The 23,297-nt window shown below is 74.5% G+C and carries 19 protein-coding genes; 4 read left to right on the forward strand and 15 right to left on the reverse strand.

The features are described from left to right. Positions 1-51 precede the first annotated feature (51 nt). The 8 genes from murD to mraZ all read right to left on the reverse strand — a co-directional run bounded on the left by murD (position 52) and on the right by mraZ (position 9,547). The gene (gene murD / locus PCC79_RS12275) at positions 52-1,500 is read right to left on the reverse strand and encodes a UDP-N-acetylmuramoyl-L-alanine--D-glutamate ligase (RefSeq protein WP_269779312.1); all 1,449 of its coding nucleotides are present in this window, start codon (positions 1,498-1,500) and stop codon (positions 52-54) included. Positions 1,501-1,514: 14 nt separating this feature from the next. Further along, complete coding sequence (gene mraY, locus PCC79_RS12280; RefSeq protein WP_269779311.1) at positions 1,515-2,582, reverse strand: phospho-N-acetylmuramoyl-pentapeptide-transferase; 1,068 nt, start codon at positions 2,580-2,582, stop codon at positions 1,515-1,517. Then, positions 2,582-4,054 (reverse strand): UDP-N-acetylmuramoyl-tripeptide--D-alanyl-D-alanine ligase, encoded by a 1,473-nt coding sequence (locus tag PCC79_RS12285; RefSeq protein WP_342371986.1) that lies wholly within the window; start codon positions 4,052-4,054, stop codon positions 2,582-2,584. The genes mraY and PCC79_RS12285 overlap by 1 nt, the downstream gene beginning before the upstream one ends. Positions 4,055-4,058: 4 nt before the next feature. Then, on the reverse strand, positions 4,059-5,507 hold the full coding sequence (locus PCC79_RS12290) for a UDP-N-acetylmuramoyl-L-alanyl-D-glutamate--2,6-diaminopimelate ligase (RefSeq protein WP_425325676.1): 1,449 nt from the start codon (positions 5,505-5,507) through the stop codon (positions 4,059-4,061). Positions 5,508-5,547: 40 nt separating this feature from the next. Then, positions 5,548-7,401 (reverse strand): penicillin-binding protein 2, encoded by a 1,854-nt coding sequence (locus PCC79_RS12295; protein ID WP_342371988.1) that lies wholly within the window; start codon positions 7,399-7,401, stop codon positions 5,548-5,550. Beyond that, the gene (locus PCC79_RS12300; protein ID WP_232548586.1) at positions 7,398-8,051 is read right to left on the reverse strand and encodes a hypothetical protein; all 654 of its coding nucleotides are present in this window, start codon (positions 8,049-8,051) and stop codon (positions 7,398-7,400) included. The genes PCC79_RS12295 and PCC79_RS12300 overlap by 4 nt, the downstream gene beginning before the upstream one ends. Continuing rightward, a complete protein-coding gene (rsmH, locus tag PCC79_RS12305) occupies positions 8,048-9,007 on the reverse strand; it encodes a 16S rRNA (cytosine(1402)-N(4))-methyltransferase RsmH (protein ID WP_342371989.1) in 960 nt (319 codons plus the stop codon). Before rsmH ends, PCC79_RS12300 begins: the two co-directional genes overlap by 4 nt. Positions 9,008-9,109: 102 nt before the next feature. Then, positions 9,110-9,547: a division/cell wall cluster transcriptional repressor MraZ gene (mraZ, locus tag PCC79_RS12310; protein WP_232548584.1), complete on the reverse strand. Its 438-nt coding sequence runs from the start codon at positions 9,545-9,547 to the stop codon at positions 9,110-9,112. A 238-nt stretch (positions 9,548-9,785) separates the two neighbouring features. On the opposite strand from mraZ, the gene PCC79_RS12315 reads away from it, so the two are divergent. The 3 genes from PCC79_RS12315 to PCC79_RS12325 are packed head-to-tail and all read left to right on the forward strand — an operon-like array spanning position 9,786 to position 14,098. Beyond that, a complete protein-coding gene (locus PCC79_RS12315) occupies positions 9,786-10,760 on the forward strand; it encodes an AAA family ATPase (RefSeq protein WP_416046564.1) in 975 nt (324 codons plus the stop codon). A 6-nt stretch (positions 10,761-10,766) separates the two neighbouring features. Continuing rightward, on the forward strand, positions 10,767-11,993 hold the full coding sequence (locus tag PCC79_RS12320) for a DUF58 domain-containing protein (protein ID WP_342371990.1): 1,227 nt from the start codon (positions 10,767-10,769) through the stop codon (positions 11,991-11,993). Continuing rightward, positions 11,993-14,098, forward strand: coding sequence for a DUF3488 and transglutaminase-like domain-containing protein (locus PCC79_RS12325; RefSeq protein WP_342371991.1), 2,106 nt, complete (start codon positions 11,993-11,995; stop codon positions 14,096-14,098). Before PCC79_RS12320 ends, PCC79_RS12325 begins: the two co-directional genes overlap by 1 nt. A 152-nt stretch (positions 14,099-14,250) precedes the next feature. Here the strand turns inward: PCC79_RS12325 and PCC79_RS12330 are convergent, their stop codons facing one another. The 7 genes from PCC79_RS12330 to PCC79_RS12360 all read right to left on the reverse strand — a co-directional run bounded on the left by PCC79_RS12330 (position 14,251) and on the right by PCC79_RS12360 (position 22,513). Beyond that, a complete protein-coding gene (locus PCC79_RS12330) occupies positions 14,251-14,595 on the reverse strand; it encodes a DUF3040 domain-containing protein (RefSeq protein WP_342371992.1) in 345 nt (114 codons plus the stop codon). 81 nt (positions 14,596-14,676) lie between these two features. Further along, entirely contained in the window at positions 14,677-15,849 is a 1,173-nt protein-coding gene (gene dinB / locus PCC79_RS12335; protein ID WP_342371993.1) for a DNA polymerase IV, read from the reverse strand. An 83-nt stretch (positions 15,850-15,932) separates the two neighbouring features. Further along, positions 15,933-19,796 (reverse strand): DNA polymerase III subunit alpha, encoded by a 3,864-nt coding sequence (locus PCC79_RS12340; protein ID WP_342371994.1) that lies wholly within the window; start codon positions 19,794-19,796, stop codon positions 15,933-15,935. Next, positions 19,789-20,229 carry an SAV_6107 family HEPN domain-containing protein gene (locus PCC79_RS12345; protein WP_342371995.1) on the reverse strand — a complete coding sequence of 147 codons (441 nt, stop codon included), beginning with the start codon at positions 20,227-20,229 and terminating at the stop codon, positions 19,789-19,791. The genes PCC79_RS12340 and PCC79_RS12345 overlap by 8 nt, the downstream gene beginning before the upstream one ends. Beyond that, a complete protein-coding gene (locus PCC79_RS12350) occupies positions 20,229-20,552 on the reverse strand; it encodes a DUF6504 family protein (RefSeq protein ID WP_342371996.1) in 324 nt (107 codons plus the stop codon). The genes PCC79_RS12345 and PCC79_RS12350 overlap by 1 nt, the downstream gene beginning before the upstream one ends. Before the next feature lie 68 nt (positions 20,553-20,620). Then, complete coding sequence (locus PCC79_RS12355) at positions 20,621-22,126, reverse strand: polysaccharide deacetylase family protein (protein ID WP_342371997.1); 1,506 nt, start codon at positions 22,124-22,126, stop codon at positions 20,621-20,623. 186 nt (positions 22,127-22,312) lie between these two features. Continuing rightward, a complete protein-coding gene (locus PCC79_RS12360; protein WP_232548573.1) occupies positions 22,313-22,513 on the reverse strand; it encodes a hypothetical protein in 201 nt (66 codons plus the stop codon). A gap of 186 nt (positions 22,514-22,699) precedes the next feature. Between PCC79_RS12360 and PCC79_RS12365 the strand changes: the two genes are divergently transcribed. Next, entirely contained in the window at positions 22,700-23,296 is a 597-nt protein-coding gene (locus PCC79_RS12365) for a DUF4126 domain-containing protein (RefSeq protein ID WP_232548572.1), read from the forward strand. Position 23,297: the final 1 nt, after the last annotated feature.

Below are 23,297 nucleotides of genomic sequence, written 5' to 3' on the forward strand. Positions count from 1 at the left end.
CCCCGTCCCCCTTCGTTCTCGTCCTTGCCCGTTTCGTGACGGCCCGTCTCGTCACGCGTGCCGAAGACGACCCACCGCGGCGGTGAAGTCCCGCCCGCGAGCGTCGTACCCGGGCCACATGTCCTTGCTCGCGCACCCCGGCGCCAGCAGGACGACATCGCCCGGTCGGGCCAGCCCGGCGGCTGCCCGCACGGCCTCGTCCATCGCCCCAGTCTCCCCCGAGTCGATGACGATGACCGGGACTTCCGGCGCGTGTCGAGCCAGCGCGTCGGCGATCACCCCGCGGTCCACCCCGAGCAGCACCGCGCCGCGGAGCTTGGCCCCGTAGGTGGCCACTAGTTCGTCGAAGGTCGTGCCCTTCGCCTGCCCGCCGGCGACCCACACGATCGCGTCGAACGCGCGCATCGAGGACGCCGCCGCGTGCGGGTTGGTCGCCTTCGAGTCGTCCACCCACGTCACCCCGTCGACCTCGCCGACGGTCTGGATGCGGTGGTCGCCGAGGTGCAGGTCGGTCAACCCCTGGGCCACCGCCTGCGGCGGCACGCCGAAGCTGCGGGCCAGGGCGGCCGCGGCCAGGGCGTTCTCGACGTTGTGGGGGGCGTAGGGCCGCACGTCGGACAGGTGGGCCAGCGGCATCGCCGAGTCGCGGCGCTGCGCGACGAACGCCCGGTCGACGAGCAGGTCGTCGACCACGCCCAGCATCGAGACGGCCGGCACCTCGAGCCGGAAACCGATGGCCCGGGCACCCTCGGTCACGTCGGCGTCCGCCACCATCTGCTCGGTCATGGGGTCGGCCACGTTGTAGACGCAGGCGTGGGTGACCCGGGAGTAGATCTTGGCCTTGTCGGCCGCGTAGGCCGCCAGCGGGTCGGCCTCGTGGGCGTACCACTCCAGGTGGTCGGGCTGGAGGTTGAGCACCGCGGCCGAGTGCAACGCCAGCGACTCCGACCAGTGGAGCTGGAAGCTGGAGAGCTCCACGGCGAGCACGTCGTAGTCGATCTCGTCCAGCAGCGCCTCGATGATGGGGCGCCCGTAGTTGCCCACCGCCGACGTCCGCAGGCCGGCGGCCGAGAGCATCGACTCCAGCATGGCGGTGGTGGTGGTCTTGCCGTTGGTGCCGGTCACGCCGAGCCACGGCACGACGCGGTCGGGCTGCATCATGCGCCACGCCAGCTCCACCTCGCCCCACACCGGGACGCCGCGGGCGGCGGCCTGCGCGAGCAGCGGCGCCGTGGGGCGCCAGCCGGGCGAGGTGACGACGAGGTGGACGCCCTCGGGCAGGGTCGCGGTGGCGCCCGGGCCGAGCGTCACCTCGACGTCGAGGCGGCGGAGCAGGTCGGCCTTCTCGGCGTTGGCGTCCGAGGGCGACTCGTCGAGCACGATGATGCGGCCCGCGCCGAGCGCCATGAGGCCGTCCGCCGCCGCGAACCCGGACGTGCCGAGCCCGGCCACCACGACGGTGGCCTCGCGCCAGGGGGAGAGACGGTCGGCGTCCGCCATCCAGTCCAGCGCGCTCACGGCAGCCCCGCCACCCACTCGGTGTAGAACACGCCGAGACCGGCGGCGATGAAGATGCCGCAGATGATCCAGAACCGGACGACGACGGTCTGCTCGGCCCACCCCTTCATCTCGAAGTGGTGGTGCAGCGGGGCCATCTTGAACAGCCGCTTGCCGCCGGTGAGCTTGAAGTAGCCCACCTGCAGCACCACCGAGAGCGTGATGATGACGAACATGCCGCCGAGGATGACCACGAGCAGCTCGGTGCGCGTCATGATCGCCAGGCCGGCCACCGCCGCGCCCAGCGCCAGCGAGCCGGAGTCGCCCATGAAGATCTTGGCCGGCGAGGTGTTCCACCACAGGAAGCCGAAGCACGCGCCGGCGAGCGCGAACGAGATCGCCGCCAGGTCGATGGGGTCGCGCACCTGGTAGCACTGCGGCCCAGCGGTCATGATCTGGGAGCACCACTGGTTGTACTGCCAGATGTTCACCAGCGCGTAGGCGGCGAACACCATCATGCACAGCCCGGTGGCCAGGCCGTCGAGGCCGTCGGAGAGGTTCACCCCGTTGCTGAGGGCGGCGATGATGAAGATGATCCAGATCATCGCCAGCCACACCGGCAGCTGCAGCCAGCCGATGTCGCGCAGGAACGACACGGCGGGGCTGGCCGGGGTGACGCCGCGCTCGTCGGGGAACTGGAACACCAGGTAGGCGAACGCGACGCCGATGAGCCCCTGCAGCACCAGCTTGCCCTTGCTGTCGAGGCCCAGGCTGCGCGCCCGGGAGATCTTGATCCAGTCGTCGAGGAAGCCGACGAAGCCCATGCCGGCGAACAGCCCCAGCAACAGCAGGCCGGACGCCGTGGGCGGGCGCCAGAAGAGGAGGTGGGCGAGCGCGTAGGCCAGCAGCACCGCGATGATGATCGCGATGCCGCCCATGGTGGGCGTGCCCTTCTTCTTGAGGTGCTCCACCGGCCCGTCGTCGCGGACGTACTGGCCGTACCCCTTGCGCACGAGCAGCCCGATCGCCACCCGCGTCCCGATCAGCGTGCCGAGCAGACCCAGCACGCCCGCGGTCAACACCATCACCACTGCCGTGCTCCTTCCGCTCGCTCGACCAGGGCTCCCCGCGCCGGCGCGTCAGCGACCAGTGCGTCGGCCACCCGCTCGAGGGCCAGCCCGCGCGAGGCCTTGACGAGCACCACGTCGGACGCCCCGAGCGCACCCCGCAGGTGCGCGACCAGCTCCTCGACGGACCCAAAATAGCGAGCCGGACGCCCCGAGGGCGCGAATCCGGCCACCAGGTCGGGCCCGAACTCCCCGACGGCGACCAGCTCGTCGACCTCCAGCGTGGCCGCCAGGGCGCCGGCCTCGCGGTGGGCGGCGGCGGCGTCCGGGCCGAGCTCCAGCATGTCGCCGAGCGCGGCCACGACGCGGCCCCCGGGACGCCGCAGGCGCGCCACGGCGACGAGGGCGGCCGACATCGAGTCGGGGTTCGCGTTGTAGGCGTCGTTGAGGATGGCGAGGCCGTCGGGGCGCTCGGCCAGCTCCATGCGCCAGCGCGAGCGCGCCGTGGCGTGGCTGAGGGCGTCGGCGACGGCGTCCAGCCCCAAACCGGCCGCCAGGCCGACAGCGGCCGCGGCGACGGCGTTGGAGACCTGGTGCTCGCCGAGGACGCGCAGCGCGACGGGCGCGCTGGCCGGCTCGCGACCGGCGCCGGCGGCGTGGAGCGTGAAGCGGTGGCGCTGCAGGTCGTCGGCGGCGACGTCCGAGGCCCACACCCGCAGGTCGGCCCCGGTCTCGGCCGGGTCGTGCCGCGTGGAGAAGGCCGCGACGCGCGCCGAGGTGCGCAGCGCCATCGCGATGACGCGGGGGTCGTCGGCGTTGAGGACGGCCCACCCGGTGGGGGGCAGCGCCTCCACCAGCTCGCCCTTGGCGAGCGCGATCTGTTCGATCGACCCGAACTCGCCCAGGTGGGCGTGCCCGACGTTGAGCACGGCCCCGACGGCCGGCGGCGTGACGCGGCACAGCCAGGCGATGTGCCCGAGCCCCCGGGCCCCCATCTCGGCGACCAGGTAGCGGGTGGCGGCATCCACGCGGCAGGCCGTCAACGGCGCACCGATCTCGTTGTTGAACGAGCCGGGCGGCGCCACCGTGGGCCCGGCCGCCTCCAGGACGGCCGCCACCAGGTCCTTGGTGGAGGTCTTGCCCGAGCTGCCCGTGATGCCCACCACGACCAGCCCGGACGCGGTGGCGCGCCCGACCACGTCGGTCGCCAGCGCGGCCAGGGCGGCCACCGTGTCGGGCACGACGACCTGCGGCACGTCGACCGCCACGGGCCGGGTGACGAGCGCGGCCGCGGCGCCGGCTTCCGCCGCCGTGGCGACGAAGTCGTGGCCGTCGACGCGCTCCCCCGGCAGCGCCACGAACAGGGCGCCGGGGTGCACCGCGCGTGAGTCGATGACCACCCCCGGGCCGACGCGGCGCGTCGGATCGACGCCCGGCGCCACCTGCCCGCCGACCGCCTCCGCCAGCGCCCCCACCGTCATCGGTTCCATGCCCTCAGTCCCCTCCGACCTCGCGGACCACCGCGACGTCGTCGAACGGGCTCGTGCGCCCGTCAATCTCCTGCCCCTGCTCGTGCCCCTTGCCGAGCACGGCCACCCAGTCTCCCGCGCGGGCCCGGCCGAGCGCCATCGCGATGGCGGCGCGGCGGTCACCGCCGTCGACGACCTCCACGCCAGCCCCCGCGGCGCTCCGCGCGCCCGCCAGCACCGCGGCGCGGATGGCGCCGGGCCGCTCGCTGCGGGGGTTGTCGTCGGTCACCACGACGAGGTCGGCGTGACGGGCCGCGGCCTCCCCCATGGGGCCGCGCTTGCTCGGATCCCGATCACCCCCGGCGCCCAGCACGGCGATCCGGCGGCCCGTCCGGGGCAGCGCGGCCAGTGCCGCACCCACCGCCTGCGGCGTGTGCGCGAAGTCGACCACCACGTGCGGACGCCCCGCGCCCAGCTCGACGCGCTGCATGCGACCCGGCACCTGCGCCTCGGCGAGCCCCGGGGCGGCGGCGTCCACATCGCCGCCCGCGGCACCCACCAGGGCCAGCGCGGTCACGGCGTTGGCGACGTTGAAGTCGCCGAGCATCGACAAGGAGAAGTCGGTCTCGCCCTGTGGGTGACGCATCCGGACGCGCCAGCCGCCGGCCTCGTCGGGCGTGGCCGCCAGGACGCGGTGGTCGGCGTCCGTGCCGAGAGTCGTGACCAGGCGGGCGCGGCCGTCCGCGCGCACCAGGTCGGCGAGCCGGGCGCCCCAGGCGTCGGCGGTGTTGACCACGGCGTGGGCTGCCCGGCCCGTGGTGAAGAGCTGCGCCTTGGCGGCGAAGTACTCCTCCATCGTGTGGTGGAACTCCAGGTGATCCTGCCCCAGCATCGTGAAGCCCACGGCGTCGAAGTCGATCGCGTCCACCCGGGCCAGCGCCAGGGCATGGCTGCTGACCTCCATGGCCAAGGTGTCGGCCCCGGCCGCGACGAGCCGGGCCAGCAGGGCCTGCAGGTCGGGCGACTCCGGGGTCGTGATGGTGGAGCGGGCGGCCTCGACGGGCACCCCGCCGACGCGGAAGCCGATGGTGCCCACCGTGGCCACCGTCCGGCCCAACGCCGCCCAGGCCGCCTCCAGCAGGAAGACCGTGGAGGTCTTGCCGTTGGTGCCGGTCACCCCGAAACAGTCGAGGCGTTCGGCTGGGCGGCCGTGGACGTCGGCGGCCAGGCCCGCCATGGCGGCGCGCGGGTCGTCCACGACGACGAGCGGGAGCCCGGCGTCCGCGGCGAGGGCCGCGCCGGCGGCGTCCGTGAGCAGGGCGACCGCGCCTGCGCGCGCGGCGTCCGCGACGAAGGCGGCCCCGTGCGCGCGTTGGCCGGGCAGCCCGACGTAGAGGTCGCCGGGCGCCACGCGGCGGGAGTCGAGCGTGACGCCGGTCACGGAGCCGGGGGCCCCGGGCACCAGGGAGGCCAGCGGGACGCCGGCCGGTGCGGTCGGACGGTCGGTCACCGCGTCACTCCCCCACGATGAGCGGCAACTGCTCGGTGGGGACGTCCTCGCTCGGACGGACGCCAAAGCGCGGCAGCGCCAGGGACATGATGTCGCGGTAGACGGGCCCCGCCATGCCGAGGCCGGCGCCCTGGGTGTCGGGCCGGGCGATGAGCACGTACACGACGATCTGGGGATCCTCGACCGGCGCCACGCCGATGATGGACGCCACCTGGCCGGAGTACCCGGCGCCGGTGGAGATGCGGGCCGAACCGGTCTTCGCGCCCGTCCGGTACCCGGGGATGCCGATCTGGTCGTCGTTGGCGATGGTGCGCTGCTCCATCATGGCGACCACGTCGCGGGCGGCCTGTTCGGAGACGACGCGGTGCGTCTCGGGCTCCGCGGCGGCGGTGAAGGTGCCGTGGGTGTCGGTGGTGCCGGCAATGATGCTGGGGGCCGTGTACACGCCGTCGTTGGCTAGCGAGGCCACCGCCGCCGCCATCTGCACCGAGCTGACCGACAGGCCGTAGCCGAAGGCCATCGAGTCGGCCTGGTAGCTCGGCATGCCGACCGGCGGCACGCTGCCCGACGCCTCACCGGGCAGGCCGAGGGTGGTCGCCTGCCCGAGCCCGAACTTCACCATGTAGTCGCGCAGCACGTCGGGATCCATGGACCGGGCGGCGGTGATGGCACCGACGTTGGATGACTTCACCAGGATGCCGCGGGTGGTGATGTCGATCTCGTCATGGGTGAACGCATCGGTGACGTGGTGGTCGCCCACCTGAACGTCCTTGCCGATGTGGTAGGCGGTGTCGGGCGTCGTCAGGCCCGCGTCGAGCAGGGACGCCAGCGTCAGCACCTTCTGCACCGACCCGGGTTCGTAGGACGCCTCGACGGCGCGGTTGCCCGTGTCGGCGCTGTCGGCGGCACCCGGGTTGTTGCTGTCGAAGCTCGGGTAGTTGGCCATCGCCAGGAGCTCGCCGGACTCGGCGTCCATCACGAGCGCCGCCCCCCAGTTGCCCCCCACCTCGTCCACGCGCGCGGCGAGCCGCTGCTCGACCATCCACTGGAGGTCGGAGTCGAGGGTGAGCTGGATGTCGTCGCCGTCCACCGCCGGCGTCAACTCCTGGTTGCCGAGCGGGATGCGGCCGTTCGGCGACGTCTCGTAGCTCTCACGGCCCGGCGTGCCGGCCAGGGCGTCCTGTTGGGCGTACTCCAGCCCCATCAGGCCCTTGCCCTCGCTCATCGAGCCGATGATGTTGGCGGCGAGCGTGCCCATCGGGTACGTCCGGCGGGGGTTGGCCTCGCGGAACACGCCAACGTAGTCACCCGCGTTCAGCTCCGCGAGCAGGTCGACCCAGGTGGACGAGGGGATCTGCCGGGCCAGCAGGGTGTAGCGCAGCGGCACCTCCTCGCCGGTGGCGTTGGTGGTGGTGCTCTGGCGCAGCTTGGCCTCGATCTCGGCCGCGTCCCCCCCGGTGTGGCCGGCGATGATCGCCGCCATCTCGGTGGGGGCCACCGCCGCCCGCGCCCGGTCGCTCTCCCGCATCGCCTCGGGCTCCTTGCCGTTGGTGGCGATCATCGTGGGGTCGGCGATCACGTTGACGGTGTCCTCGGTGAAGGCCAGCACATTGCCGTTGCGGTCGGTGATCTCGCCCCGCTGCGCCGGCACATCGCGGGTCCGCGTCATCTTGGACGCGGCCTCCTGCGCCATCGCGCTCGCGCTGAGCACCTGGATCTGGACGGCCCGCGCCCCCACCACCGAGAACATGATGGCCACGAGCAGCGCCATCGTCCGTAGCCGGAAGGCCGAGGACGCCAGCGGCACCCGGCCCGGTCGGGGCGCCGTCCGCCGCGGCGTCGGACGGCTCTGGGTCACGGCTGGGCCTCTCCGGTGGTGGTCTGGTCACCACCAGTGTCACCGACACCCCCGGCGGCGGCGTCCGGCGACGCGCCGTCCCCGGCGACATCCGCTGCGGCGTCCTGGGTGGCGGCGTCCTGGGTGGCGGCGTCCGCGTCCGGGCTGACGGCCGGCGCGGGCAGACCCTCGGCTGCCTGGCCCTCGACGGGGGCCGCCTCGAGCGGCACCTCCGGCTCGGGCGGGGGCGGGGGCAGGACGCGGAGGCTGGGGATCTCCCCGCCGGACACGGGGGTGGCCTCACCGACGACGGTGCCCGTCTCGAGGTCGATGAAGACGCCGTAGGGGTTGGGCACCATGCCGAGCTCGGTGGCGCGCCGCGCAAGCTCGCGGGGGGCCTGGGCCGCGTAGAGCTGCGCCTCGAGGTCGCTCACGCGGTAGCCCAGCTCGGTGGCCTCGCGCTGCGCCTGCCGCACCTCGAACGACTGGTTCTGCAACGTCGTGATGAAGAACAACAGCCCCACCGCGCCGCCGGCGAACAGGGCCACCATGAACAGCCCGAACGGCAGCGACGCCATGCGCGGCGTGCGCGTGGGCAGACCGCGCAGCCGGGGCTCCTGCGCCGCGGGGCTCTGGCGGGTGGTCGCGCGCGGGGTCGGGTTGACGGTCATGCCGCCACCTCCTTCAGACGTTCGGTGGCCCGCAGCCGGGCGGAGGCTGCGCGCGGGTTGGTGGCGCACTCGGCGGCATCGGGCCGCTCCGCACCCCGGGTGAGCTGCCGGAACTTGGCCCGGTGCTCGGGCGGCACCACGGGCAGGCCGCGCGGGGCGGTGTCCGTGGTGGCGTGCGCAAAGGACTGCTTCACCAGCCGGTCCTCCAGCGAGTGGTAGGCGAGGGCGGCGAGGCGTCCGCCGGGCGCGAGGGCGGCCAGGGCCGCGGGCAGCAGGCCGGCGAGGGCGTCCAGTTCACCGTTCACCTCGATGCGCAGGGCCTGGAACGTCCGCTTGGCGGGGTGGCCCCCGGACGCCCGCGCCGCAGCGGGGATGGCGTCCGACAGCACCTGTACCAGGCGGGCGCTCGTGGTGAAGGGCTCCTCGGCCCGGGCGGTGACGATGCGGCGGGCGATGCGGTCGGCGAAGCGCTCCTCGCCGTAGGTGCGCAGGATGCGGGTGAGCGCGGCGGCGTCGTAGGTGTTGACGACGTCGGCGGCACTCAGCCCCTCGCCCTGCCCCATGCGCATGTCGAGGGGGGCGTCCACCGCGTAGGCGAAACCGCGGTCGGCGCGGTCGATCTGCAGGGAGCTGAGCCCGAGGTCGGCCAGGATCGCCTCGACGCGAGGGGTGCCGAGGTCGTCCAGCACGTCGGGAAGCTCGTCGTAGACGGCGCGAACCAGCGTGACGCGGTCGCCGAACCGGGCGAGCCGCTCACCGGCGACCTCGAGGGCGTCCGGGTCGCGGTCGATGCCCACGAGCCGGGCCTGCGGGCAGGCGTCCAGCACCGCCACGGCGTGACCGGCCAGGCCGAGGGTGCCGTCGACGTAGATGCCGCCGGAGGCCAGCGCCGGGGCGAGCAGCGCGACGATGCGGTCGAGCATCACGGGCACGTGGCCCTGGTGCGCTGCCTGCATCGTCTCGCTCCTTTCTCCTCCGTCCGGGGAACGGGGTTTCGATCCGGAGCGACCGCCTGCCACCGGGGAAGTGGTGTCAGGGAGTCGTCCCGGGTCGAAGCCTCACCCTCCGGCCGGCGCCTGCGTGATCTCGGCGTCCAGCGAGCTGAACTTCTCGTCCTGCGCGGTCTCATAGGCCTGCCAGGCCCCGAGATCCCAGAGCTCGATGCGGTTGAACGCGCCGATGACCGCGATGTCCTTGTCGAGCCCCGCATAGGCCCGCAGCAGCGGCGGCACCGTGACGCGACCCTGCTTGTCCGGCGTCTCCTCGGACGCCCCCGCCGCGAACGTGCGCTGGAAGTCCCGGATGTCGCGGACCGTCGGGGAGCCCGTCAGGGCGACCTCCGCCTGCCGCGCGAACTCCGCCGGCGTGAAGATCGACAGGCAGCGCTCCTGACCCTTGGCGATGATCAGCCCTCCTGCCAGTTCGTCGCGGAATCGTGCGGGGAGGACGAAGCGGCCCTTCTCGTCCAGCTTCGGGGTGTGGGTGCCCAAGAACATCGGCGCCCCTTCCCCTCGGCCTTCCCAAGTCCTCCACTTACCTCCACATTTACCCACATTCCTCCACTTCTTTCAATCCCCCGCGGGTCTCGACGTCCGCGCACCTCCCCGATCGCCGCCACGGGCGGGCGATGAATCGGTTCAGGACCCACCCGGGGCGGAGAGGTGGATGGATGTGGAGGGAGTCGGGGAAGGGCCGTGATCGTCGACCCCGCCGGGTCGAGGATCGCCCGCTAGGGTGGGCGCCGTGACGAACCCGCTCTCCGTCGACGTCTCGGGGGCCGCCGCCCTGGCCGATCGGCTCACCGCCAACGTGGGCGCCGTGATCGAGGGCAAGCCGGAGACCGTCGAGATGGCCCTGGTGGTGCTGCTGGCCGGCGGGCACCTGCTCATCGAGGACGTCCCCGGGGTCGGCAAGACCATGCTCGCGCGGGCGTTGGCCTGCTCCATCGACGGCTCGGTGCGGCGCATCCAGTTCACCCCCGACCTGCTGCCCGGCGACATCACCGGCGTGGCGGTGTTCAACCCCCAGAGCCGCGCGTTCGATTTCAAGCCGGGCGGGGTGTTCGCCAACGTCGTCATCGGCGACGAGATCAACCGCGCCTCGCCGAAGACGCAGTCGGCGCTGCTGGAGGCGATGGAGGAGCACCACGTCTCGGTGGACGGCACCACCCACGCCCTGCCCGAGCCGTTCATGGTGTTCGCCACCCAGAACCCGATCGAGATGCAGGGCACCTATCCCCTGCCGGAGGCGCAACGCGACCGCTTCATGGCCTGCGTGTCGATGGGCTACCCCTCTCGCGAGGCCGAGCTGGCCATGCTCGACCACCACGGCGCGGCCAACCCGCTCGACGACCTCATCGCCGTCACCGACGGGGCGGAGGTGCTCGCGGCGCGCGAGGTCGTCCGCCGCGTCTACGTCCATCCGGCCCTCAAGGCGTACGTGGTGGACATGGTCGCGGCCACCCGCACCCACGCCGCCCTGCGCCTCGGCGCCTCCCCCCGCTCGTCGCTGCAGCTGCTCCGGGCCGGACGCGCCCGCGCAGCGATGCGGGGCCGTGGCTTCCTGATCCCCGAGGACGTCTCCTCCCTCGCCGGCGCCGTGCTCGGCCACCGCGTCCTGGTGCACTACCGGGCACAGGCGACGGAGGGGTCCGCCGCCCAGGTGGTCGCCGAGATCGTCCGTTCGATCCCCGCCCCCCGGCGCACCTGAGGCCCCGTGCGTGCGCTCCCGCGGCCGACCTCCCGCGCCCTCGGCTCCCTCGTGCTGGGCGCCACGGTGGCCGGCGCTGCGTGGGGGACGGGGCAGGATGACCTGCTCTGGCCCGCGGTCTTCTTCATCGCCCTGCCGCTCGTCGCGCTGCTGAGCTCGCTGGTCACGCGGCCGAGCTTCCGGGTCGAGCGCTCCGTGTCACCGGTGGTGACCCCGGTCGGTGACACCGCGCGCGTCCGCCTCCGCTTCACCGCCACCCGCCCGGGCTTCGGCGTGGACGCGACCGCCTGGGACGACCCGGGGCCCCTCCTGGGCGCCCCCCACCTGATCCGGCTGGACGCCCGGCACCAGGGCGCCACGACCCACGCCGCCTACCCGATCCGGCCCCGGCGACGCGGGCGCCACCCGCTCGCGCGGCTCACGGTGCGCACCGGGGACGTCCTGGGGTTCTGGACGTTCTCCCGCACCGCCGGCCTCGCCACCGAGGTCGTCGTGACGCCGCGCGTCCACCCCCTGCCGCACGCCGGGCTCGGCGTGATCGGTGAGACGGGCGAGACGCCCCTGCCCCGGAGCGCACAGATCGGGCCCGACGACGCCACCGTGCGGGACTACCACCCCGGCGACGACGTGCGCCGCATCGACTGGCGCACCACCGCGCGCACGGGTGAGCTCATGGTCCGCCGCGAGGAGGCGGCCTGGGACCCCGCCGCCTGGCTGTTGCTGGACTCGCGCGCCGGCGTCCACGCCCCGGCGGGCGACACCCGGCCCACCTTCGAGTGGCTGGTGGACGCCGCCGCCTCCGTCGGCGAGCGGCTGCTCGAGGAGTCCTACGCGCTCGGCCTGGTGGACGCGGCCGGGGACGTCCACGAGGCCGGGAGCGACCCCGCCGTCGCGGCGGCGCGGTGGTTGGAGCCGCTGGTGGACGTGGACGTGACCGGCGTGGAGGACCTGCGCGCCGCCACCGAGGCCCTCCACCGCCGCGGTGACGGCGTCCTCGTCGCGCTGCTCGGCCGGCTGGACGCGTCGAGTGTCGACCTGCTCGCCGGGCTGCCCGCCTCGCGACACGCCCGCATCGCGCTCGTGATCGCGCCCGCGGAGGCCCACCGGAACGAGTTCGACCACCACCGTGCGGCCCTGGAGCGGCACGACTGGGACGTCCGCACGACCACGCCCGACGGGGACCTCGCCGCGGCCTGGCTGCCGGACCGCGCCGGGGCGGGGACGAGGCGCTGATGCCGACGGTACGCCTCCCCCTGGCCGTCGGGCTCGCGCTGGCCCTCCAGCTCTGGTCGTGGCAGCAGATCACCCGGGACACCGAGACCCTGCTGTGGGGCGTCGTCGTCATCGCCGTCACCGGGGTGAGCGGCTGGGTGACCCGCGCCCTGCGCCTCTCCCCGGCCCTCGCCCTGCCCCTCCAGACCGCCGTGGTCGCGGCCACGGTGGTGCTCGGCGTGGCGCTGCGGTTCGGAGCCGCGCGCGCCCTGGGGGTGGCCGGCCTCGCCACCGGGGGCGTCACCGCGATCACCACGGGCTCGGCGCCGCTGCCCCCCCATGCGGGCGTGATGTTCCTGCTCTGCGCCCTCGTGGCGTTGATCGCGCTCGCCGCCGACTGGATCGCGTGCGTGGTGAACCGACCCGCCGGGGTCGCCGTGCCGCTGCTCGCGCTGTACGCCGTCGTCGCGGTCGGCCTCGGAACCGCCATGCTGTTCTCCGAGTTCGCCCTCTTCGCCGTCGGACTCGTCCTCGTGCTGCTCGCTGCCCTGCCGTCCGGCGACGGCCTGCCCGCGGGGCAGTGGGGAGCGGCGACGGCGTCCGCCGCCGTGGTGACGGCCGGCGCCCTGGTCGCCACCTGGGCCGTGGCGGACGCCCTGCCCGACCTGGAGGCCCCGCGCGCCCGCGCGCCGCTGCAGATGTCCGACCCGTCGCTCGACCTGAAACGCAACCTCGCCCAGGGCTCCGACGACGTGGTGGTCACCTACACCACCGACCAGCCGACCGGTGCCTACCTGAAGCTCGCGACGCTGCCCCGCTTCACCGCGCAGGGCTTCGGGCTGCAGGACGTGCGCGTCGCCACCGGACGCCTGCCCGCGCCCCCCGGCGTGCAACCCGGGACGGGGACGCGTCGGGTCACCGAGGTGCAGATCGGCGACTTCGCCAGCGAGTGGCTGCCGGCCCCGTACGCCCCCCTGTCGTTCGACGCGGAGGGGGACTGGGGGTTCGCGCTCGACACCCTCGACGTGATGGCGCTGGAAGGGCCCGGCCGGTCGTCGGCGACCCGGGGGCTGCGCTACACCGTCACCAGCCTCGACGTCCGGCCCGACGACGCGCTCCTCGCGACGGCCGGGACGTCGCTGGACGACGGGCGTCAGGAGCAGATCGAGCTTCCCCTCGTCGTGTCGGACGACGTGCGCGAGCTCGCCCTCACGGTCACCGAAGGCACCCGGACGGCGGGCGCCCAGGCCCTGGCGATCCAGCGGTGGCTGACCTCCGACGCGTTCACCTACTCCCTCGCCGCGGACACCGGCTCGGGCGACGGCATCGCCACCATCGAGGACTTCCTGTTCCACTCGCGCAGCGGGTACTGCGAGCAGTTCGCGGGCGCCATGGCGATCCTCGCGCGGGAGCTCGGCATCCCCAGCCGGCTGGCGGTCGGGTTCGTGCCCGGCACGCACGACCCGAACACCGGCGCCTGGGAGTTGACGGCGCGCGACCTGCACACCTGGCCCGAACTGTGGCTGGACGGTTACGGGTGGGTGGCGTTCGAACCCACCCCGGCGCGCGGCGGCTCGAACGTGCCCGATCCGAGCGTCAGCCCGTCCGCGACGCCCACCGCCGTGCCCACGCCCGCTGGTGCTCCGACGCCGACGCCCACCCCGACGGCCGCGGCGACGCCGCAGCCCACCGCGGCGCCCGTGCCGGGCCAGGGAGCCGGGGCGGACGTCGGAGTCTGGTGGCTGCTGGGGCTGGTGCTCGCGATCGCTGCCCTGGCGCTGGCCGCGCCCCGGGCGCTGCGCGTCCGGCGGCGCCGCCGACGGCTCGCGGGCACCGGCGACGCCCGCACCAACACCCTCGACGCGTGGGATGAGGTGCGCGAGTCCGTCACCGACGCGGCGCTCCCCTGGCCGGCCGGGTCACCCCGGTTCGCGGCGGCGGCCCTGGCGGATCGGCTGGGTGATGCGGACGCCAGCGCCGCCCTGGAGCGGCTGGCGGTCGCCGCGGAACGCGCGCTGTTCGACGTGCCGGGCGCCTATGACGGCTCCGGATCGTGGGCCGAGGAGGTGCAGCTCGTGCTCACCGCCCTGGCCCGGCAACGAGGCGGTCGCAGCGGGGGCGCCTGATGAGGACGCGCGCCGCGCGAACACAGGGAACGGGACCAGGGGGAGCGGGAACGTGGGCGGCGCGGCGGTGCGGTGGCGCGGAGACGAACGAAGGGCGGCCCGCTCCGGGCCGCCCTTGTGGTTGTGTGTGGGGGGAGTGATTCAGGTGGGGATCAGAAGCGGTCGTCGGGGCGCTGCGGCCGGTCGGTGAACGCCTTGTCGGGCCGGATGCCCTCGTGACGGCCGCCGGTGTCGACGTGACGCCACGCGCTCAGCGCGACGATGGTGAAGGCGAACATGACGATGAACCCCAGGACGCTGAGCCACCAGGCGACCTGCATGCCCGCGACGAGGGCGGCCACGCCGGCGAGGAAGCCCAGACCGGCGAGCGCGGCCCGGCGGCGGTGCAGGGTGCGGTGGGACGAACCCCGTAGCGTGCTGGCGAACTTGGGGTCCTCCGCGGCGAGGGCTGCTTCGAGTTGCTCGAGGAGCCGCTGCTCCTTCTCGGACAGTGCCATGTCGCCTCCCTCCTTGGTGGGCTCTGCGATGAACCTCCGTGGCGGGCTCCGCAGTGACGCCCAGTGTAGGCCTCGGCGGCGTCAAACGGAACCGCGTTTCGGGCCGGTGAGCGCCGCCCGGACCAGCGCGTGCGGGCCGAAGCGCGCCACGACGGCGTCCGCGGCCCGTTCCGCATCGCGCCAGCCGTGTTCGGGCTCGTCAAGAGCGGGTTGGGTGGCGACCTGACCCGCCTCGACCAAACCCTCGACCCGGACGCCGACCCGCCGGATCCGCGGCCGCTCCAGCCGAAAGGCGGCCCAGAGCCGGAGCGCCGCCGCGTGGAGGGCGTCGGTTCCGTCGGTGGGCGCCGCCAGGGTCAGCGATTTCTGCACCGTGCGGAAATCCGCGAAACGGAGCGTGAGGGTCACCGTCCTGCCCACCAGACCCGCCCGACGCATCCGGGAGGCCACCCGCGCGCTGATCCGCAACAGCTCGGTGGCGATGACGGCGGGGTCGTCGGTGTCACGGTCGAAGGTCTCCTGGTTGCCGACGCTGCGGTCGGCCGGGGTGGCGACCACACGGCGACCGTCGATGCCCCAGGCCAGCTCCCACAGCTCGGCGCCGGCCCGCGCCCCGAGGGCGCGCTGCAGCGTCGACTTCGGCGTGTGCGCCACCTGGCCTATCGTGGTGAGGCCGAGCTTGTGCAGGGACGCGGTCATGGCCGGGCCCACCCCCCAGATCTTCTCGACCGGCTGGGGGTGCAGGAAGCTCACCACCTCCCCCGGCTGCACCTGCACGAGCCCGTTCGGCTTGGCCGCGTTCGAGCCCATCTTCGCGATGAGCTTGGTGGGCGCGATCCCCACCGAACACGGCACGCCCTGCTCGTCGGCGACCATCGCCCGGATCAGCTCGCCCACCTCGACCGGCCCCCCCAGCAGCCGGCCGGTGCCCGTCAGGTCGAGGAACGCCTCGTCGAGGCTGACCCTCTCGACGGTCGGCGTGATCGAGGCGAAGATCGCGAAGACCCCGTCGGAGACCTCCTCGTAGGCGTCGTAGTCGGGCCGGATCGCGACCGCATCCGGGCACAACCGGCGCGCGCGCGTGGACGACATGCCCCCCTCCACCCCGTACGCCCGCGCCTCGTAGGACGCCGACAGCACCACCCCGCGGCTGGCCCCGCCCACCCACACCGGACGCCCGCGCAGCTCGGGACGCTCGCGCAGGGCCACCTCGACGTAGAAGGCGTCCATGTCGACGTGGGCGATGACCGGCACGGACGGACCTCCTCGACGATTCGAACACACTTACCCATCCGATGGTAGGGGGTGGGTCCGACAAAAGCACCCCGCTCCCCCGGTCACCGGCCGGACGACCCCTGGCTGGAGTGCCACAGCTTGCGCCCCGGGTCGGCGTAGCGCTTCGGGATCTGCTTGGGCGACTCCCCCGCCGGCGCCACGTCGGTGTAGGGCGACTGCACGAACCCGCTGGGGTGCACCAACACCCGGCGCTGCCCCATGCCGCCGGCGGCGCCCGCGTGCTCGGTGTCGGCCCGGGGCCGGTTGACGGGGGGCCGGTCGGTGGCAGGCCCGTCGGCGCGGGGTTCGTCGGCGCGGGGTTCGTCGGCCCAGGGGCGACCCTCCGCCTTGGCGTTCCAGTCCCACTCGGCGCGGGCCCGGTCGCGGGCGGCGTTGGCCTCCTCCTGCGCCGCGAGGTCGGTGTCGATGACCGCCCGCACGGCCGCGGCGGCGGCGTCCGGATCGCCGGTGGCCTCCAGGACGGACGCCCACCGCTCCCGCAGCTGCAGCAGGTCCCACGCCCCGATCGCCCGCAGCGACACCCCGCGCGGACCGGTGCGCCGCAGCTCCCCCACCCCGAGCAGCAGCCAGCTGTTGAACACCGTGGTGGCGAAGGGGCCCTGGGCGTCCTCGAAGAACGTCAGGTCCACCAGGCCCCGGGTGTCGTCGAGCGTCGCGAAGACCACCCGGCGCCCCGACTTCACGGGCGGCGTCTGCGTCGCCACCTTCACCCCGGCCACCAGGAGCCGGCTCTGGCTGCGCCGCTGGAGCAACTGGTCGGACCAGGTGACCCCGATCGCGTCCAGGAAGTCCCGGTGCTCGGCCAGCACGTGGCGCGTGGCGTCCAGGCCGAGCACCGCCAGCTCCGCCTCCAGCCGCTCGGTCGCGGTCATCTCGGGCAACCCGGACGGGCGGACGTCGGCCGGCAACGCCACGTCGGCCGCCAGCGCGACGTCGGCGGGGAACGCACCCCGGGTCGGGAACGCGAGGTCGGCGGGAGTGGCCTCGGCCGGCGGGGCGAAGTCGAACGCCAGTTGGACGGCCTGCTCCGTGGTCGCCCCCTGGCTGCCCAGGCCGCGGGCCCGGCCGTGGGCGCGGGCGTCCACCCGATCGGCCCGGGCGAGGTCGGCGAGGGTGAGCAACAGGTCGCGGCGGGTGACGACGCCCCGGGCGTCGATGCGCCGCGGGCCGCCGATGCGGTACAGCGTGTCGAACGCCCCGGCCAGCACCAGGCGCTCGGCGACGTCGCTCGACGGGCGGGCCCGCTGCCAGAAGTCGACGACCCCCGCGTAGGGCCGACCGCTCGCGATGCGGTCGATCTCGGCGTCCGTGATGCCCTTCACCTCGCTCAGCGCCAGCCGGATGCCGAGGGTGTGGACGGCCACCGCCGAACGCGGCTGCCCCGTAGCACCCAAGGCAGTGGGGGGCCCGGCGTCGGCCACCGGTTCGATCCGGTGGACCGCGTCGGAGGCGTTGACGTCCAGCGGCAGGATGGGGACGCCGACGCGCCGCGCCTCCTCCAGGATGAGCCGTTTGGGGTACATGCCGGGGTCGTGGGTGAGGAGCCCCGCGATGAAGGCGGCCGGGTGGTGCCACTTCAACCACGCCGACTGGTAGGTGGGCAGCGCGAACGCCGCCGCGTGGGCCTTGCAGAACCCGAACGACGCGAACGCGACCAGCACCTCCCACACGTGCCCGATCAGCGCCTCGTCGTAGCCCCGCGCCCGCGCGGCGGGCACGAACCAGCGCCGCACGTCTTCCTGCCCCTGCGTCGAGCCGAGCGCGCGCCGCGCCTCGTCGCCGTGGGCGAGCGAGCAGCCGGTCATGACGGCGACCAGCTTGATCACCTGCTCGTGGAACACGACGACCCCCTGGGTCTCCGCGAGGGCGGGCACCAGGTCGGGGTGGGGGTAGCTGGCCTCGTTCCACCCGTTGCGGGCGCGCAGGAACGGCACGACCATGTCGGACTTCACCGGCCCGGGCCGGAACAGGCTGATGTCGATGACCAGGTCGTTGAACTCCCGCGGCCCGAACTTGCCCACCAGCTCGCGTTGGCCCGGCGACTCGATCTGGAAGCAGCCGATCGTCTCCGCGCGGCCGATCATGCCGTACACGTCGGCGTCCTCGTACGGCGCCAGGGCGTCCACGTCCACCCGCTCGCCCGTGACGCGCGCCACCTCGTCGACGGCGTGCGCCATCGAGCTCTGCATCCGGATGCCGAGGATGTCGAGCTTCAACAACCCGATGTCCTCCACGTCGTCCTTGTCGAACTGGCTCATCGCGTACCCGCCGAACGATGCCTCGACCGGCGTCCGCTCCCCTAGCGTGGCGTCGGACAGGATCACCCCGCACGGGTGCAGCGCCACGTGCCGGGGCAGCCCGTCGAGGGACTCCACCAGGGTGAACAGCGTCTCCAGCTGGGTGTCGGCCACCTTCAGCCGCCGCAGCTCGGGCAGCTCGCGCAGCGCGTGGCGCACATCGCGGGCGCGGATGTGCGGGAAGGCCTTGGCCAACGCGTCCACGTCCCCCGGCGGCAGGCTCATCGCCGCGCCCGTGTCGCGGATGGCGTGGCGGACGCGGTACGTCTCCAGCATCGCCACCGCGGCGACCCGGTCGGCGCCGAAATCGGCGAACACCCGGTCGTACACCTCCAGCCGCCGGGCCGACTCCACGTCGATGTCGATGTCGGGCAGCGCCCGGCGCAGCGGGGAGAGGAACCGCTCCATGATGAGGTCGTAGCGGATCGGGTCGACCCCCGAGATGCCCAGGCAGTAGTTCACGAGGCTGCCCGCCCCCGAGCCGCGCGCCGCCACGCGGATGCCCATCTCCTTCACCGTGTCGACCACCTGGGCGACGGTGAGGAAGTACGCCGCGAACCCCAGTTGTTCGATGACGCCCAGCTCGTCGGCCAGCCGGTCGTGCGTGGCCGCCGGCGCCGCGCCGTAGCGGGCCGCCAGCCCGGCCTCGCACCGGGCGCGCAGTTCGCCGATGCCCCCGGCGAACTCGGGCAGGTGGATCTCCCCCAGCCCCAGATCGGCCCGCGGGTCGAGGCGACAGCGCAGCGCCAGGTGCCGGGTGTCGCCGAACAGGCGGGTCGCGTCCGGCCGGCCGGCGAGGCGGGCGACCTCCTCGGCGGTCGCGACCATGTCCTTGCCCGACTTGAGGTACCCCTCGGCGTTGCGCCGGTCGACGTTGCGGACGTCGAGGGGCACCAGGCGGCGGGCGGCGTCCAGCACGTCGGCGACCGGGGCGTCCGCGCGACGGGCCATGCGGACGGCGTTGGTGAGGACGCCGGCCAGCCCGTGGGCGTCGGCGAAGGCGAGCATGCGCCCCGCCAGGCGCGCCGACCCGACCGCGCAGCCCCCCGGGCCGGGCGCGACGTGGTGGTTGGTGACGCCGAGGACGATCTGGTGGTCCTCCAGCACCGCCCGCCACGCCGCCAGGACGGCCTCGGCCCGGGCGTCGTCGCGCTCGGCGAGGGCCTCCCCCAGGTCGGAGTCGGGGCCGAGGACGACGACGACATCGGTGGCGTGGGCGCCGACGAGGAGCCGGTTGGCGACCGGCTTGCCGCGCTCACCGCGCGCGTGGGTGGCCGAGACCAGCTGGCACAGCGAACCCCAGCCGCGTCGCGACTCGGCGAGCACGACCACGCGGGGCAGCGCGTCGCCGCCCCGCGTCCAGCCGGCGCCGGCCGCCCGACGGCCGTCCCGCTCCACCGCGAGATCGGCCCCGACCACCGGGGCGACGCCCGCCCCCAGGCACGCCTTGGCGAACCGGATGGCGCCGTAGAGCCCGTCGCGGTCGGTGAGGGCGAGGGTGTCCATGTCATGGTTCGCCGCCTGCGCGACGAGCGCCGACGGGTGCGCGGTGCCGTACTGCAGCGAGTAGCCCGACGCGACCCGCAGGTGGACGAACGGGTCACCCATGCCGCACACCCCCGCCGCAGTACCAGGCCGCGGCCTGCGCGAACGCGCCGGCATCGCGCACGAGGTCATCCGCCTCGCGGGTGCCGACCAGCCCGGACGCCCCCGCCGCGACGGCCTGCCGCTTGAGCTCGAGGGTGCCGAAGTAGGCCGCCCACTCGCCCAGCTCGGGCGCGACGGCGGCCACCACCTCCCAGACCCCGCGCCGCCCGCGCAGCCGGGGCCGCCGCACCGCCAGCACCGCCGCGGCCACCCGCAGCGCGGCGGCGTGGGCGGCGAGGTAGCGGGTCGCCGGGCGCACGGCGTCCTCCGCGACGGCCAGCGCGGCGGTGACGTCGTCGACCGCCCCGCCCCCGTTCTCGGCCCCACCCTCGGCCACCAGGGGGCCCGCGCGGTGAGACGTGCGGTGGGGTCCGGGGACGTCGAGGGCGGGCATCAGTCCACCACCGCCCGCAGCGACCAGGCGTCGTGGCTGACGGGATGCGCCAGCTCGTAGACACCCGGGGAGGCCGACGCCCCCGGTGAGGCCACCACCCGCCAGACCTCCGACTCGGCGAGCAGGTCGGCGTCCGCGTCCGCCCCGATGGACGCCTCCGCGCGCCCCCCGGCCCCGCGCGACCACCAGTCCGCGGTCTCCTTCCACCGTGTCTCGACGCTCAGCACCCGCCACAGCCGGCGCCGCCACAGGAACTGGACGGGGGCGAGCTCGCCGTCCACCTCACCCGAGCGCACCTCGATCGGTTCGTCGTACCGCCGCATGACCACCCTCCCCTTTCGAACAGAAGTTCGATGGAGCGATCACTCTACGCGGCGCCTCCGACAATCCGTCAAGAGCCCGCGTCCGCCCCCTGCCGCCGGCGGTGCACCACGCCGGGACGGGCGTCGCCCAGCAGCTGCGAGACGGTCACCAGGGTGTAGCCCCGCTCCCGCAGCCCGTCGATGATGCGGGGCACGGCAGCCACGGTCGGGGCGTGGATGTCGTGCATCAACACGATCGAGCCGCGCCGGGTGTCGCGCAGCGCGGCCGCCACGGTGGCGTCGGTGTCCCGGGTCTTCCAGTCGAGGGTGTCGACGTCCCACAGGATCACCGGGGCCCCCGCCACGGCGTCGGTGGTGGCGTTGCGCGAGCCGTAGGGCGGCCGGAAGACCGTCGGCGTCGCGCCGGCCGCAGCGATCGCCGCCGCCGCCCGCTCCACCTCCTCGCGCTGGCCGGCCCGGCCCAGCTTGGTGAGCTGCTGGTGATCCCACGTGTGGTTGCCGATCTCGTGCCCCTCGGCCGCCATCCGGCGCACCAACCCCGGCTGTCGGGCCACGTTCTGGCCGGGCAGGAAGAACGTGGCCGGCGCCTTCCGGGCGGCCAGCAGGTCGAGCAACCGGGTCGTGTGCGGCCCGGGGCCGTCGTCGAACGTCAGCGCCACGCACGGCGTGGCCGCGCAGTCCACCGGCTCCGCAGCGGTGCCGGACGCCGCCGGCGCGGCCGGAGTGCCCCGCCCTGCCGCGCCACTCGAAGCGGGCGACGCGCTCGGGGTGGCCGACGAACTCGGGGCGGCCGAAGAACTCGAGGTGGGCGGGGCCGTCGGCGTGGCCACGGGAGCGGGCGTCGGGGTGGCCGCGGGAGCGGGGGGCGTCGACGCGGCGATCGGGCCGACCGCGGCGTAGGCGTCCCGGACCCGCCGCCCGTTCGGCGACAACAACCCCTCGGCGACCTCGGCCGGCACCACGGCGTCCACCTCCCCCTCACTGAAGGGTGCCACGACCCCCTCGCCGACGCGCACGACGAGCTCGCCGGCGCGCGTGAACGTCAGGTCGGCGAACAGCGCCTCGCGCGCGGCCGGCGTGGCGGCCAGGTCGTCGAGCACCGGGTGCCCGGCCGCCCGCAGCGCCGCCAGGGTCGCGTCCGCGAACGCATCGGCGCTCTCGTCGGCCACCAGGTCGCGCCCGGACAGCGCGGCCGTGGCCCCGCGCTCGGCGTGGAACGTGGCCGAGGTCAGCGCCCCGTTGGCACCGCTGAACTCGTACAGCTCCACGCGCACACCCACCATGCCGCCCGGCTCGTCGAGGGTCGCCGCCCACTGCCCGTTGAGCTCGGGCGGCGCCTCCTCGCTGGGGATCTCGTCGGCACGGAAGACCTCCAGACGCTCGTCCAGCCAGGCGCGCACCGCCGTGCCGAGCGGCGCGGCGTCCGGCACCACCGGCCAGGCGAGGAACACGGGCCGGTCGGGCCGATTCTCGACGAGCTGGTCGCTGGCCCACGTCGCCGGGGCCGCCACGGCTGCCGGGGGCGTCACCCCGGGGCGGACGGCGACGGCGTCACGGACGCAGCGGGTGCGCACGCGACGAGAAGGACACTGCACGCCAGGGCCGCCCCCCGGCGGCCGAACCCACGACTCACTCTGGTGAACCTACGCCGCCCCGGACGCCGGCGCGTCGCTCCACGGTCGGGATGCCCCTGCGCCCCGAGCGGCCCCGACGTCCGACCGTGCGCGCAGCCGCCCTCATCCCTGGCGGGGAGCCCTGCGTCAGTCGCCGAGGCGCTCCATCAGGTCGACCCGCGGTGGGCGCAGGATCGAGCGCGCCACGTTGCGGAAGTCGTACGTCTCGAGGATGCGGGCGGCCTCCTCGTCGGAGAGGTCGTAGGCGTGCGCGAGCATGCGGACGTTCTCGGTGTAGAAGGCATGCAGCTTGTCGACACCCTTGATGAATTCCAGTGCGTTGCCCACCGCAACCCTCCCCACCCGCGCGCGCGACGGCGTCCGCCGCCCTGAACCATTCCACTCTAGGCGCGCCGGGGGCGTGGCCGGCACGGGGGTGGGCCGTACCACCAGCGACGAATGGATGACATTGTGGTGAACGGAGCCCGAACGGCGCGTGCGCGCTGTCACCCCCGCCCAGTACCCTCGGCGTCCATGGAGATGCTCCCCGCCGCCTTCGCCTCCGGGTGGGCCAGCGGCGTCAACGCCTGGGCCACCGTGCTGGTGCTGGGGCTGCTGGGCCGCTTCGCCGGCATCGACGGCGTCCCGGCCGGGTTCCAGCGCACCGACGTGCTGGTCGTCGTCGGCGTCCTGTGCCTCATCGAGGTGGTGGCCGACAAGATCCCGTACGTCGACTCCGCCTGGGACGCCGTCTCCACCGTGATCCGCCCCATCGCCGGCGCGGCGATCGGTGCCCTGTGGGCCGGCGCCACGGGCGACCTCACCACGGTCACCCTGGCCGCCGTCGGGGGCGTCACCGCCTTGGTCAGCCACCTCACCAAGGCCGGGATCCGCCTGGCGGTGAACACCTCCCCCGAGCCGGTGACCAACGTGGCCGCCTCGTCGGCGGGCGACGTGGCCGTCACCGGCGTCGCCACCCTCGTCGCGGTGGCGCCGGTGGCCGCGGCGGTCGTCTTCGGCATCCTGCTGCTGGCGGGGCTGGGCGCCCTGTGGTACTTGGCGTCCCGCATCCGCCGCGGGTGGGCGTCCTTCCAGCGCTGGCGCGACCGCCACGCCCCCACCCCCGCCTGAC

Source organism: Propioniciclava soli, from assembly GCF_038502305.1.
Classification (GTDB): domain Bacteria; phylum Actinomycetota; class Actinomycetes; order Propionibacteriales; family Propionibacteriaceae; genus Propioniciclava; species Propioniciclava soli.